Source organism: Brevibacillus schisleri (assembly GCF_055685845.1).
This window is the reverse complement of the sequence record NZ_JBVNDM010000001.1, coordinates 5,255,140-5,268,066: the sequence shown is the minus strand read 5'-3', so window position 1 is coordinate 5,268,066 and position 12,927 is coordinate 5,255,140. Positions and strand designations below refer to the sequence as shown.

General features: G+C 49.7%; 12 protein-coding genes. 10 read left to right on the top strand and 2 right to left on the bottom strand.

The window, feature by feature from the left end:
* The first annotated feature begins 2 nt into the window (after nt 1-2).
* The 3 genes from ACUUHJ_RS24980 (at nt 3) to ACUUHJ_RS24970 (ending at nt 2,006) form a co-directional block, all read left to right on the top strand.
* Entirely contained in the window at nt 3-533 is a 531-nt protein-coding gene (locus ACUUHJ_RS24980) for a MarR family winged helix-turn-helix transcriptional regulator (RefSeq protein WP_289674279.1), read from the top strand.
* Between the two features lie 97 nt (nt 534-630).
* The gene (locus tag ACUUHJ_RS24975; protein WP_472300222.1) at nt 631-1,107 is read left to right on the top strand and encodes a hypothetical protein; all 477 of its coding nucleotides are present in this window, start codon (nt 631-633) and stop codon (nt 1,105-1,107) included.
* A gap of 32 nt (nt 1,108-1,139) precedes the next feature.
* On the top strand, nt 1,140-2,006 hold the full coding sequence (locus tag ACUUHJ_RS24970; protein ID WP_015892877.1) for an SDR family oxidoreductase: 867 nt from the start codon (nt 1,140-1,142) through the stop codon (nt 2,004-2,006).
* Here the strand turns inward: ACUUHJ_RS24970 and ACUUHJ_RS24965 are convergent.
* Nucleotides 2,003-4,597 (bottom strand): winged helix-turn-helix domain-containing protein, encoded by a 2,595-nt coding sequence (locus ACUUHJ_RS24965; RefSeq protein WP_472300220.1) that lies wholly within the window; start codon nt 4,595-4,597, stop codon nt 2,003-2,005. The genes ACUUHJ_RS24970 and ACUUHJ_RS24965 overlap by 4 nt on opposite strands.
* 237 nt (nt 4,598-4,834) lie before the next feature.
* On the opposite strand from ACUUHJ_RS24965, the gene ACUUHJ_RS24960 reads away from it, so the two are divergent.
* On the top strand, nt 4,835-5,902 hold the full coding sequence (locus ACUUHJ_RS24960) for a CapA family protein (RefSeq protein WP_472300218.1): 1,068 nt from the start codon (nt 4,835-4,837) through the stop codon (nt 5,900-5,902).
* 97 nt (nt 5,903-5,999) lie between these two features.
* On the top strand, nt 6,000-6,386 hold the full coding sequence (locus tag ACUUHJ_RS24955) for a VOC family protein (protein WP_472300216.1): 387 nt from the start codon (nt 6,000-6,002) through the stop codon (nt 6,384-6,386).
* A gap of 512 nt (nt 6,387-6,898) precedes the next feature.
* Here the strand turns inward: ACUUHJ_RS24955 and ACUUHJ_RS24950 are convergent.
* Nucleotides 6,899-7,270 (bottom strand): hypothetical protein, encoded by a 372-nt coding sequence (locus ACUUHJ_RS24950; protein WP_289674273.1) that lies wholly within the window; start codon nt 7,268-7,270, stop codon nt 6,899-6,901.
* 117 nt (nt 7,271-7,387) lie between these two features.
* Between ACUUHJ_RS24950 and ACUUHJ_RS24945 the strand changes: the two genes are divergently transcribed.
* From ACUUHJ_RS24945 to opp4C, 5 genes are all read left to right on the top strand, one after another.
* Nucleotides 7,388-8,044, top strand: coding sequence for a TetR/AcrR family transcriptional regulator (locus ACUUHJ_RS24945; RefSeq protein WP_472300214.1), 657 nt, complete (start codon nt 7,388-7,390; stop codon nt 8,042-8,044).
* Between the two features lie 13 nt (nt 8,045-8,057).
* Nucleotides 8,058-9,002, top strand: coding sequence for a phosphotransferase family protein (locus ACUUHJ_RS24940; RefSeq protein WP_289674271.1), 945 nt, complete (start codon nt 8,058-8,060; stop codon nt 9,000-9,002).
* A 165-nt stretch (nt 9,003-9,167) separates the two neighbouring features.
* A complete protein-coding gene (locus tag ACUUHJ_RS24935; RefSeq protein ID WP_472300212.1) occupies nt 9,168-10,916 on the top strand; it encodes an ABC transporter substrate-binding protein in 1,749 nt (582 codons plus the stop codon).
* 86 nt (nt 10,917-11,002) lie between these two features.
* Entirely contained in the window at nt 11,003-11,959 is a 957-nt protein-coding gene (locus ACUUHJ_RS24930; RefSeq protein WP_372678708.1) for an ABC transporter permease, read from the top strand.
* A gap of 11 nt (nt 11,960-11,970) precedes the next feature.
* Nucleotides 11,971-12,897, top strand: a complete 927-nt coding sequence (gene opp4C, locus ACUUHJ_RS24925) for an oligopeptide ABC transporter permease (protein WP_472300211.1) — start codon at nt 11,971-11,973, stop codon at nt 12,895-12,897.
* Nucleotides 12,898-12,927: the final 30 nt, after the last annotated feature.

Genomic DNA, 12,927 nt, shown 5'->3' with positions numbered 1-12,927 from the left:
CCATGACAAACCATTCAAACGGAAGAAAACAAGAAGATGCGATCCCATCGCTAGTTCAATCGCAACGCCAGATTGACCGGTATGGACTCGATGTTGATGCACAAGCTATACTCGTCGCCGCCAGGCTGATGGAGGCAGGAGCCAAGCTAGGGCATGCGGCCGAAATACATTTTGCCAGATTCGGCTTATCAACGGGACGATATCGGTTGTTGGCAGACCTTGAAGATAACGGAGGGGAAGTACTGCCGTCACAATTGGCAGAGCATCTGGGTGTAACACGTGCAACTGTTACCGGTCTGATCGAGATCCTCGAGCGCGACGGCCTAGTCTCACGACGAGCGAGTGCAAAAGATGGCAGGCAAAAATCGGTCATGTTAACGGAGCTCGGGGCTAGTAAGCTGCGTGAAATGGCGCCTGAGCACTTTGCGAGATTGGAAGCGATGGTCGGATTGCTCAATACTCAGGAGCGCAGTGTGTTTCTCGACCTGCTAGGCCGCGTGACACAAGGCATCTCGGCACTGACAGAAGAATAGTAAGCAGTAAAGCGGGCTAGGCAGCTAGCCCATTTTCACTCTTATATAGTTAGGTTCCTAATTACTTATTCAGAACAAGGGAAAGGAGGTGAAAAACATGCATGATCCTGCAAAATCGGGAGGTGTTTATCCGATCAAGAGGGCAAGTCCCGAGCGGAAATTGTTTGTTTTATGGCGAGAGGTCGTCATGGCTTATTTGTCTCCTGCAATCATGGCGAGCATTGGAGGATGGATGACCGCTGACAAAGGGCTGCAAATAGGAGCATTGACTACGATTGGCGGAACATCTGCATTGATTGCCGCACTGCTTGGACGATGGTTACAGAGCCAAGGTATACATAAACGTTGGGTCACCCACACGCCTCATTTGGCGCTGGTAGCGGTTATGGGGATGACAATGGCGGTGATCGGTCTGTTGGCAGCATGGCTAACAACGGAGTTACTCGTCATCGTTGCTCCCGGTGAATCGTTAGCTTGGCTAAGCCGTGTCTGGATCGACTTCCCGCTATCAGCGATAATCGCCAGCACGTTAATCACATGGCGGTGGCGTAGTGCCATCAGCCATGACCAATAGAAATGGAATCAGTTACGGAGGAGAGATAGATAATGATCGTAGTTATGGGAGCGACAGGAACCATAGGACGTGCACTTTTGAAACGATTGATAGAGCTTGGTGTCCCAACTCGGGCATTGAGCAGAACACCGGAAAAACTTCAGATGCTAATGGGAGAACGGGCAGAATCTACGGTGGAAGTCGCAGCAGCGGAAGCTTCTGACCCTGAATCATTGCGCACAGCATTCACAGGTGCGAATCAGCTTTTCCTTTCCCTTTCAAACAGTCCCGATCAGGTCGAGCTGGAAACAGCGATGATTCGCATAGCAGCTGAGGCTGGAATCCAACACATTGTGAAAATATCCAGTCCAGCCTACGACGAAAAGGCGCCAGTCGCCGTAGCGAGATGGCACCAGGAAATCGAGAGAACTTTATTAGAATCAGGTATGAAAAATACGGTGCTTCGACCGTACGCCTTTATGCAGAATTTGCTCCGTTTCGCACCGACAATTCAGACGCAACATGTTTTCTTCGGTGCGATGGGCGAAACAGCCTGCAACTTTATCGATTGCCGGGATATCGCCGATGTTGCCGCAGAGGCATTGACCCATCCCGAAAAAGCAGGTCGTGTATACACACTGACGGGTTCTGAGGTTTTCAGCTATTCGCAAATTGCGAGCAAGCTGTCCGAGCTGCTTGACCGCCCGATAACGTACATCAACAAGGATAGCGAAGCACTCCGACGTGATCTGATGGAGTACGGAAACATGCCGGAGTGGCTCGCCAGTCATGTCGTTGAAATTCAAGCTATGTCAGTAGCGATCCCGGAAAAGCCGACAGACGATGTATGGCGTGTCCTCGGCAGAGAACCTCGCAAGCTGGACGCTTTTCTGCAAGAACATAGTGAAAAATTCCGTTAATCAACAGGGCTATTTTCTAACAGCGAAATTTCTTGGGCTTTCAGAAGAGCCTGAGTGCGATTGGTGACACCGAGCTTGCCATATATCCGATGCAAATACACCTTGACGGTCCCAAGCGTATTCCCTAGCTCATCGGCGATCATCTTGTTAGATGCTCCTTCGGCCAGCATGGAAAGGATAATCATTTCTTTTCCAGTTAGCGGCTCGATCAAAGGAGCTTTTCTTTTCTCCATTTTCTTAGGGAAAAGAGATAGCAGCTGATTGACGTACGCAGCCGATACGGACGGACCTGGCTGTTGGGATCGTTTTTTCAAGCGTAGCTGGTAATCGTGCAAGAGGTGAGACATCGCCGTACCTTCGTCCAGAAAGCTTCGGACGTAGCAGTTGTTTCCGCCAATCAAGAGTGCTTCGTGGAGGAAAGCCAGTGCTTCTTTTTTGTTGCCGCACTGTTGGTGGGCGAGCGCTTGCAGAATGGCGATGTCTACTTGGCTGATCAACAGCTCCTCGCGAATACTGGATGGCTTTAGGACCGTTAAAATACGCAAGGCTTCCTGTTCCTGCTGCTGGGCGAGAAGCAAACGGACATAGGTCAAAACCTCTAATTCTCTCTGAATGCTAGGCTGATTCAAAATGGAAGGGGGAAGCTTGGACAACTCCGTTTTCGCCAAAGCAATGTCCCCTTCCTGGATCGCGATGTGTGCGAGAAATGCTTGTAATGGGTTTAACCAATACGAAGCACCCCAGCTTGTGATCGTCTCCCGTGTCTCTGAAATGATTTTTCGTGCCGCAACAAAATTCCCCTCCACTAGCTTGTGCTTGGAGGAAGTCAGCGCATAGGGGACGAGCAGGCCAGGTATTTTGTTATGCAGTGCGACGAAACGAACTCGCTGGAGATGATCGAGGCTTTCTTCCAGCCTGTTTTCCTCATACAGGCCCTCCGCCAACGCCTGAATGGTGTACAGGTTGATCAAAGAATCCTTCCAGCCATGAGCTTCGAGTATGCTGGAAAAATGCTTACCGACAGCCTCTGTTTGATCGGACAGCATCCCTTTTAACCCGAATCGCGTACGGCGAATAAACGGCTCAGTCGTGTTGTAATTAAAATGGTAAAACAACGGACTCTCTGGCAGCTCACCACTTAACTGTGAGGAACTGGCAATCCAGCTCTCAAAATCTCCGGTTGCAAACACTAGATTCGCTCGAACAAAAAACAGCCCGCTCAAAAACTGTTGATGCTCCGTCGAGTCTTCCAGGCTCGCAGCGCTTTGCTCCAATTGGGTGAGGGCAAGCTCTGCCCGATCCGTAAAACCGCAAGCAACCAAGAGGAACACATAGATCAGGCGAAAAAGTGGTGAGAAATGGTTCGCGTGATCAGGGATGCTGTCCAGCGTTCTGAGAAAGCTGGAAAACTCGCCGCGTTGGAGCAGTACTGGAATATGTTGCGCAAGGAAGCTTGCAGCCAGCGTGTAATCGGCAGCGGCAATCGCATGATCGATCGCTTCGTCCATCATTCCACGCTCCGCATAGCTCTCACTGGCTAGCCGATGCAACTCGCGTGCTTCTCCGGGAGCGGTCTGCTCCAATTGACTGCGCAAAAAATCGGCAAACAAGTGATGATACCGATACCATGTCCCATAATCATCCAGCGGAATTAAAAAAATGTTTTGACGGTGCAAGCGGGTCAGCATTTGTTGGCACTGGGGCAGGCCGGTCAGAGCGTGGCACACGTGAGCGTCCATTCTCGCTAGCACAGAGGTTTTGAGCAAGAAGCTGAGCTCCTCTTCCGGAAGTCGCATGATTACCTCATGAAACAAATACTCCGAAATATTGCGATGAGAGCCTTTAAATCCGGCAAAAAATTGATCGTGATTCTCCGTATTCACCAGTGAAATAGCTGCGAGCTGCAAGGCGGCGATCCAGCCCTCCGTACTCTTCACCAGCTGTTCAATTTGTGTTTCGGTCAGAGGTAAATCGTGAACCTGCCGGTAAAAGCTATCCGTCTCCTGATGACTGAAAAGAAATTGTCCTGCCTCAATATGACATACTTCATGGCGTACGTTCCATTTGACTGTAGAAAAAGGCAACGTGTTGCGACTGGCGATGTACAGATGGACGTGACTCGGGAGATATTCCAAAAAATAAGCCAAGCTGTTGTGAATCGTCTCATCCGAGATTACGTGATAGTCATCGAGAATGATAGCAAGTGGCTGTGTCGTAGCAGCGAGTTCATTGAGCAGAGAATCGATGAAGGTAAAGATCGAGGTATGACTGGTTGCCTTCATGGCTGGTTCCATTCGCTCGGAGAGTTCAGCGAAGCCAGATTCAGACAGCGTAAATACGATGTATCTCCAAAAGCGAATCAGGTCATTATCCATCTCATCGAGTGAGAGCCATACGGTGGAACCGCCGTACTGATGAGCCCATTGACTGAGCAAGGTCGTTTTTCCGTAACCGGCTGGGGCGTATAATGTGGTTAGTCGGCATTGTAGACCAGCGTCCATTTTTTGCAGCAGTCGGCTCCTGTGAACGCTATTCGACCGAACGGCGGGCATAGCTGTTTTCGTTTTCAGCATAATGGAATGATGGAGCATGTTTATACCGTCCTATGTATTAGAATTTTATGTGTCCATTATACTTGTAATCGGCAAAATCGACATTTGGAAAAATGAGGAATATTTTGACTTGGGGAGCAGGCCCCAAACCGCCATCTTTTGCATGCCCGTCACTTTTCGGCGAGAAATTTCCACGGAAGCCAGACATGCTTCAACAGGCTTCACATCCCGCCGCTTCTAGAATGGAAGCAAAAAAGAGAAGTGGGCGAAAGAGGCATGAAGATGAGACGATGGAAACACGCTGTAATGGTGGTAGCTACATGGATGCTCTGTGTTGCGATGGGAACGGAATCTTCTGGCGCAGTCGGGGCGAGCAGCGAAGGGGAGTTGCAGGAGCAGGATTCCATTCAGGTAGCGTTTGTCGGGGATATGATTTTCGATAAGAGCGTCGGGAATCAGATCGGACGGTACGGCGTAGATTATCCGTTTCAAAAAACCGCCGATTTTCTCAAGCAGGCAGACCTGACGATTGGCAATCTGGAGACACCAGTCAGTACGCGGGGACGTCAGGAGAAAAAGGAATATACCTATCGTGCGAAGCCAGAGTCGTTGCAGGGGCTCGTGAACGCGGGCATCGAAGTGGTCAACCTGGCGAATAATCACTCGCTGGATTACGGAATGGACGCGCTCACTGACACGATGGAGCATCTGAAAAAGGCAAAGATCGGTTACGTGGGGGCAGGGAAAAACGAGGAAGAAGCATTCGCTCCCTACATCCAAACGATCAAGGGAAAACGCGTGGCAATCATCGGGATCAGCCGTGTTCTTCCAAATGAGCGTTGGTATGCGAGAAAAAACAAGCCAGGCCTCGCACATGCCTACTCGTATGAGCCAATGCTGTCCCATGTTAAAAAGGCAGTGGCGGAGTCAGACATTACGATTGCGGTTATGCACTGGAATCAGGAATATAAGGATTACCCAGAACCATATGCGCGTGAGATGGCGAAAAAGCTGATCGACAGCGGTGTGGATGCCATTGTCGGGTCGCACAGCCATTCGATTATGGGCGTTGAGTTTTATAAAAAGGCGCCAATCTACTACAGTGTAGGGAATTTTGTGTTTACCACCTCGCGCAATCCGAAAGGTCGCGAAGCCATGATGGTCCAACTGACCTTTTCAAAAGACGGGAGCAAGAGCCGCGTAATCCCTGTGAAGCTCACGAACGGTCAGCCTGCTCCCATGGACGAGAAAAACAAACAGAGGATCATCGACAAGCTCAACCGCATTTCCTATGGGGCGAGCATATCCGAGAAAGGGGAAGTAACCGAGTCTAAGCCTCAATAGCGAGTCGTCGCATCATTTCTCTACGTGGGAAACTAGTGGTTATGCATATGGGAGAAATGGGCAGAATGGAGACGTATATCATCACGAAAGGGAGTGATTGTCAGTGCAAGCTGTCACTACGTTTTTCATGTTCCACGGACAAGCGGAAGAAGCGATGAAGTTTTACACTTCTATTTTTGATCGCTCCGAAATCAGGCAGGTATTGCATCACGAGAATGGACAAGTCCTGCACGCTACTTTCACCTTAAAAGACCAGACCTTTATGTGTATCGACAATACGAACGGTGACTCTCATGCTTTTACTCCGGCGATTTCGTTGTTTGTGGACTGTGATACGGAGGAAGAGGTTGATCGGGTTTTTGGACAGCTTTCCGCAGATGGACAAATACTCATGCCGCTCGGACAATATCCATTCAGCGAAAAATTCGGATGGGTTCAAGATCGTTACGGATTATCTTGGCAGATTCATTTACCGAAAAGATGATATTGAAAAGCCGGTACACCTCTTGGTACCGGCACTTTTTATGTTTATAAACGTTGCTGTAGTGGGGGGAAGAAGCGAATTTCCAGTCTACGCTTCGGCCTACGCCCAGCAAGGGTATACACTGTCCGCTTCGGAAAAAATGGCGGGAGCGCTTCAAACGTAGAAGTTTCGAGGAGGTAGTTCATAGGTGAAGCTGAAAACCCCCGCCATTTTTTCCGAAGCTAAGATGGGCTCCAGAGGCGCTTGGACTGGAAATGCGCTTCTTCCGGCGTAGCTATTCGTTAAATCATTGAAAGTGGTTCTAAGATGTTTTATTTTCAACCGAATTTTCTTTCAGAAGCTTCCCGGTGTTAACTTGCAAAACGTTTTAAAAACACGCATGAATCCACAGCTGTACGAAAGTCCTGTCACATGTTTGGAAGGAGACCGCCCGAACGAAGAGAGGATACAGGCGACTGGAAAACATGTGGCAGGGCTTCTCCCGACCACAACTGATGGAATATATCTTTTTTCTACATCGTCATCAACTGATGAAAACTATGACGATAGCTCCACAGCAAATACCCTTCCAAAATCGCTACAATCAGCCCCATTGTGAGCATGTCGGGATCGACAAACAGGTGAAACGTCAAGATGTTGACAGCAAGGGGAGCAGTGGCGGTTAGGGCCAGTGGGACGAAGCGGTTGGTCAGGAACAGCAATCCACAGATGATTTCGACGGTTTTGACCAAGACGAGCAAGTACCCCTGCAGAAGCTTCATAGCAGCAGGACTGGTTGGAAAGATAGACTCGAATCCAAACAAGACCATGTACCCATTCACACCTGCTCCAAGCAAAATCAATCCAAGGATAATACGGGCGAATACGGGCAAAGTCCGTGTCATCAGGCATCACTTCCTAGTGGTGGAATAGGGATGATGAAGTCTTCGAGGAAAGTATAACTCTGCTTTGACCACCTGGTCAATATGCGTTATGATAGGGAAAAGAAGAACGGAGAGAAGGTGGCGGACATAAAAGGAATCTGGCAAGACGAAACGCTGGAGCCGAACAAGCGAAAGCTGTTGGATGCGGCTCTTGTTGAATTTTCCGCGAAAGGCTATGAACGAGGCTCCACCAATCAAATCGTCCAGAACGCAGGCGTATCAAAGGGGATGCTGTTCCACTTTTTCGGGAATAAAAAGGGACTGTTTCTGGCGATTGTCGATGCTTGTATCGAGCGTTTTTTTGCCTATATACAGGCGCGAATGGAAGCGGCGCCGCAAGACTTTTTTGCACGATTTCTTCATGTCAACCAAGCGAAAATGGCCCTCTTTGCCGAGGAACCAGCTATTTATCAAATGGCAGTTGCGACCTTTTTCGATTATCCCGAGGAATGCCGGGCTGAGATTGAAGACAGAGAGGCCCAGTTTCATGCGCGATATCTTCCCTTATTTCTGGATCAAGTAGATACGTCATTGATCAAACCGCAGTTCGATCCAGAGAAGGCACTGCATTTTTTGCTGTCGGCTGTAGAGGCATTGACGCAAAAGTACGTCCGCGAAAACTACGACGCCAACGACAAAGGCTTTGCACATGTCCAATCCTTTTTTGCGGAATTAGAATCGTACATGGATATGATGAAGGTAGGACTGTACAAACAATCAGACAGTGGAGCGTAAAGGGGGAAACATAATGGATGAGAAATGGACGCGCCTGGTACATAACATGAACCCATCAGCCAATCTCCTCCGTGCATGGGAGCTAAAAGGAGGGATTTCTGCACAGGTCACCGCGCTAGAAATGGAGACTGCTGAAGGCAAGAAGAAAAAAGTAGTTGTCCGCGAGCACGGTCAGGCTGACCTCAAGCGAAATCCGCAGATCGCATCAGATGAATTCAAACTTTTGCAAATACTGAAGTCCGCTGGCTTGCCGACTCCAACGCCCTATCATCTCGAAGCATCCAGCGATAAGTTTCCCACACCGTGCCTTGTCATCGAATTCATAGAAGGACAGACAGTTGCTGCACCAGCCGACTTGTCCAGCTTTCTGCAACAAGCAGCTATCGTGTTGACTCGCATCCATTCGGTAGACGCTTTTAGGCTGGCGGGCACTTATTTGCCGAAACAAGAAGAAGCGATAACGGAAAAGCTCCACAAAAAACCTGCGATCCTGGACAAGTCATTGGATGAGGGACTCATTCGCAAAGTGCTGGAGTCCGTTTGGCCGCTGCCCCAAGCGAATGCAGCATCGCTTTTGCATGGCGATTTCTGGCCGGGAAATACGATGTGGAAGGAAGAAAAACTGGCTGCTGTCATCGATTGGGAGGATGCTGCGATCGGCGACCCCTTATCTGATCTCGGAAATGCCAGACTGGAGATTTTGTGGGCATTTGGAGTGGAGGCCATGAAGGATTTTACCCTTTGCTATCAATCTGGCAGCAAGAGACTCGATTATACCCAGCTTCCGTACTGGGATTTGTGTGCTGCACTGCGGCCAGCCTCGAATCTATCTGATTGGGGATTGGAAAAGAGTATGGAGAAAACCATGCGGGAGCGACATTCTCTATTCGTGATGCAGGCGTGTGAAAAACTAGGCATTCCGTATAAAAGACATGCCACTTATGAGAGCCTCGAATAATCGGGGCTTTTTTTTGTCTGGAAAAAAATGTTGACCGTTCAGGTGTAGATACCTATAATCTAATTCATAGTAAACACGTAGGAATTATAAGTTATTATCTTTTGATCCGACCGGACCACCGGAGGAACGGTTTCACTGAGTGAGTGCATATGAAGGAGGATCACCATGAAAAAAAGGCTTTCGCAAATCATTTCAACTTTACTGCTAGGGACGCTCCTGGTCACAGGGTGCAGCTCAGAAGGCAGCGCGCCAGCTACCTCGACACAAACGGCAGCTCCGTCGGCAGATGCAACAGCACCTGCTGTCAGCAAGGTGCAAGACATAAAAGATGGCATCAATTTGGCTACGGATTTATCCAAGCTACCGGAAGCAGCAGCCAAAAGGACCGATACATTCATTGCGGGACTGACAGAGCCGGGCGGCGTGTTTAACCCGTTTTTTTACCACAACGGCTACGATGGCAACGTCACCTCAGCCATTTTCGAATCACTGGTGGATGTCGATGCGACAGGAAAGCCAGTACCCAAGCTCGCGGAAAAATGGGATGTATCACCTGACCAGCTCACGTATACGTTCCACCTGAGACCGAATCTGAAATTCAGCGATGGTTCACCGCTGACGGCAGAGGATGTAGCCTTTACACTGACAATTCTGCACGACAAAACGTACGACGGCGAAACGGACATTTTCGTAGCAAGTATCAAGGGTGGTCGTGAATACAAGGAAGGAAAAGCGAACACCATCGAAGGGATCAAGGTGATTGATCCACAGACGATCCAGATCACGACGGAAAAAGTGAACGCCAAATCTCTCGTCCTGTTAGGCGGGCAGGTGCTCTCCAAGTCGTACTACGGCAAGGAGTACAAACCAGGCAATCTGGAGCATCTTCGCACCTTACACGGCAAGCCATTGGGAGCTGGACCTTACAAATTCGAGGCGTACATTCCTGGTCAAGAAGTCCGCTATCTCGCAAACGAGCACTATTACAAGGGCAAGCCGCAGGTTGAGCACTTTATCTACAAGACGACAGAGGGCGACGCTCTACAGTTTATCCAGACAGGGGAAATGGATTACAACTCCTTTACCGTCAACTCGGATAACATCGAGCAGCTGCAAGAGCTGGGATATGTGAATATCAATCTGTACACATCCAGCGCTTATTCGTACATCAAGTTCAATCATTCCAAGCCATTTTTCAAAGACAAGCGCGTCCGCCAAGCCTTCATCTACGGACTGGATCGCCAAAAGATTTTGGATCTGACCTACCAAGGATACGCGCAAGTCGCCAATGTACCGATTAGCCCTGTTTCGTGGGCCTATACGGAGGATGTCAATCCGTACGCCTACAATCCGGAAAAGGCGAAGCAGCTCCTGGATGAAGCGGGCTGGAAGCCTGGCGCGGACGGAATCCGTGAAAAAGACGGACAAAAGCTGATCGTGCATTACTACACGACAAAAGGAAAGCTGGGAGAAGTTCTGATCCCGATTGCCAAAGAAAACTACAAAGAGCTGGGCATCCAGTTTGAAGCAGAAATGATGGACTACAACGCCGTATTGGCACGGACTGAAAAAGGGGATCACGACCTCGCTTCGTTCTCAACCACGATGCTGATCGATCCAGATGACGGTGTAGACGCCTTCTCGACGAAAAAGGGCAAGAGCGGATTTACCGGAACGAATGGCTACTCCAATGCCAAAGTAGACGAATTGCTGGAAGCAGGTCTATCTACGCTGGACATCGAGAAGCGCAAAGCAATCTACAAAGACCTGTACAAAGAGTTGAGCGATGACCCACCGTACGTCCTCCTCGGCTACCGCAAAATTTTGTCTGCGCACAACGGCAAGATCAAGGGCTTGGAGCCGAATCCGTTCACGGGCATTTCGACCAGCCTGCCTGGCATCAAAATCGAGTAACAAGTTCGAGTAACTGACTCACGAATGTTGTGCCCGGCCCTGGGGCTGGGCTTTCTTTTTTCCCCAAGCATGAAAGGAGGCAAACGATGACGTCCTACTTCCTGAAAAGGGTCTTTTACATGGCATTGACGCTCTTCGGCGCATCCATTTTGATTTTTTTCCTGTATGCCCTAACGCCCGGTGATTTCGTCGATACGAGTCCCAAGCTGACAGCCGAACGAAAGCTGGAGTTAAAAGCGATGTACGGGCTGGATAAGCCTGTCGTCGAACGGTATTTCATCTGGATGAAAAACGCCCTCCAAGGCGATTTTGGTTATTCCCTGCAATACCAACAGCCGGTGATGTCGCTGCTAAACGATTACATCTGGAATTCGTTTTTGCTGGCGATTACCTCCACTTTTTTTACATGGCTAATCGCGATCTCAATCGGAGTTCTGTCAGCTGCAAGGCAGCATTCCTGGTTCGATGCGCTCGTGACGATCGGTGTTTTTGCTGCGATGTCGCTGCCTGTCTTTTTCGTTGGGCTGCTGTTTATCAAGTTATTTGCCGTCGATGCCAAGCTGTTTCCGGCAGGGGGCATGATGATGATCGGCAGCAAGGAAACAGGGCTCACCTATGCGTGGGACGTGGTTCAGCATATGTTTTTGCCTGTGACGGTGCTGACTTTGCTGAGTGTGGGGACGCTGACTCGCTATTTCCGCACGAACATGCTGGAGGTCATTCAACAAGACTTCGTGCGCACGGCCCGGGCAAAAGGGCTGAAGGAAAAAGTCGTTCTGCACAAGCACGCGCTGCGCAATGCGCTACTGCCTGCCATTACACTGCTAGGCTTTGAGCTACCAGCATTGTTCGGTGGGGCAATCATCACGGAAAAAATCTTTAACTGGCCTGGTGTCGGACAGTTGTACATGCAGGCGTTTTCTGTACGGGACTACCCGCTCTTGATGGGCTTTACGATGTTCCTGGCGATTCTCACCGTCATCGGAAACTTATCTGCTGATTTGCTGTACAGAGTGGCTGACCCGCGGGTTCGGTTGAAATAGGAGGGAAAACGATGGCATCAACGGTAAGTGAAGTAGCGGAGGTGACGAGATCGGAGCAGGTAGCGTTGCGTTCGTCCTTGTGGCACGAGGCGTTTTTGCGACTGAAAAAGAAGCGTCTGGCCATGGTTGGACTTGTGTTTTTACTTGTCATGGCAGTGGTGTGTTTCATCGGTCCGTTTTTTTCTCCGTACGCATCCGGCAAGATTAATACGGCTATGATCAATAAGCCGCCGAGCTTCTCCCATTGGATCGGGACGGACAGCTTGGGCAGAGACATTTTGACGCGATTGATGCAGGCTGGCCGAATCTCATTGACAGTTGGTATCGCTTCTATGGTGCTCTCCGTTTCCATTGGCGCCCTCCTCGGTGCGCTGGCTGGCTTTTACCGCGGGTGGGTCGATCAAGTGATCATGCGCGTAGCAGATGTGCTCATGACCATTCCTGGTCTACCGCTCTTGTTTATTATGGGCGCAGTCCTCTCCGAGTGGAAAATCCCGACCGACTACCGCATTTACATCGTCATGGTCATGCTGAGCTTGATCGGCTGGCCTGGCTTGGCACGAATGGTCCGCAGCCAGATGCTCACCCTGCGTGAAAGTGAATTCATGCAAGCAGCAGAAGTCCTCGGTCTGCGCGACAGACGCAAGCTGTTCTTCCATTTGCTGCCCAATCTGACACCGCTCTTGATTGTCGTTGCCACCTTGAACGTCGGTGGTGCGATCCTAAGCGAATCCGTATTATCGTACTTCGGCCTCGGAGTCGTCCCGCCAACGCCGACATGGGGCAATATGATGGATGCAGCGAATACCTTAATCGATTTTCAGAAAAGACCATGGCTGTGGGTTCCTCCGGGTATTGCTATTTTCGCTACTGTCATCTCGATTAATTTGTTGGGGGATGGATTGCGAGATGCTTTGGACCCGAAGCAGAAGCGTTGATGGGTGTTTTTGAATGATTTATAACTTCTT

Excerpts from the sequence above, each read along its gene's own strand:
- ACUUHJ_RS24980 (WP_289674279.1), top strand. The coding sequence starts at position 3 with ATGACAAACCATTCAAACGGAAGAAAACAAGAAGATGCGATCCCATCG.
- ACUUHJ_RS24975 (WP_472300222.1), top strand. The coding sequence starts at position 631 with ATGCATGATCCTGCAAAATCGGGAGGTGTTTATCCGATCAAGAGGGCA.
- ACUUHJ_RS24970 (WP_015892877.1), top strand. The coding sequence starts at position 1,140 with ATGATCGTAGTTATGGGAGCGACAGGAACCATAGGACGTGCACTTTTG.
- ACUUHJ_RS24965 (WP_472300220.1), bottom strand. The coding sequence starts at position 4,597 with ATGCTCCATCATTCCATTATGCTGAAAACGAAAACAGCTATGCCCGCC.
- ACUUHJ_RS24960 (WP_472300218.1), top strand. The coding sequence starts at position 4,835 with ATGAAGATGAGACGATGGAAACACGCTGTAATGGTGGTAGCTACATGG.
- ACUUHJ_RS24950 (WP_289674273.1), bottom strand. The coding sequence starts at position 7,270 with ATGACACGGACTTTGCCCGTATTCGCCCGTATTATCCTTGGATTGATT.
- ACUUHJ_RS24940 (WP_289674271.1), top strand. The coding sequence starts at position 8,058 with ATGGATGAGAAATGGACGCGCCTGGTACATAACATGAACCCATCAGCC.
- ACUUHJ_RS24935 (WP_472300212.1), top strand. The coding sequence starts at position 9,168 with ATGAAAAAAAGGCTTTCGCAAATCATTTCAACTTTACTGCTAGGGACG.
- ACUUHJ_RS24930 (WP_372678708.1), top strand. The coding sequence starts at position 11,003 with ATGACGTCCTACTTCCTGAAAAGGGTCTTTTACATGGCATTGACGCTC.
- opp4C (WP_472300211.1), top strand. The coding sequence starts at position 11,971 with ATGGCATCAACGGTAAGTGAAGTAGCGGAGGTGACGAGATCGGAGCAG.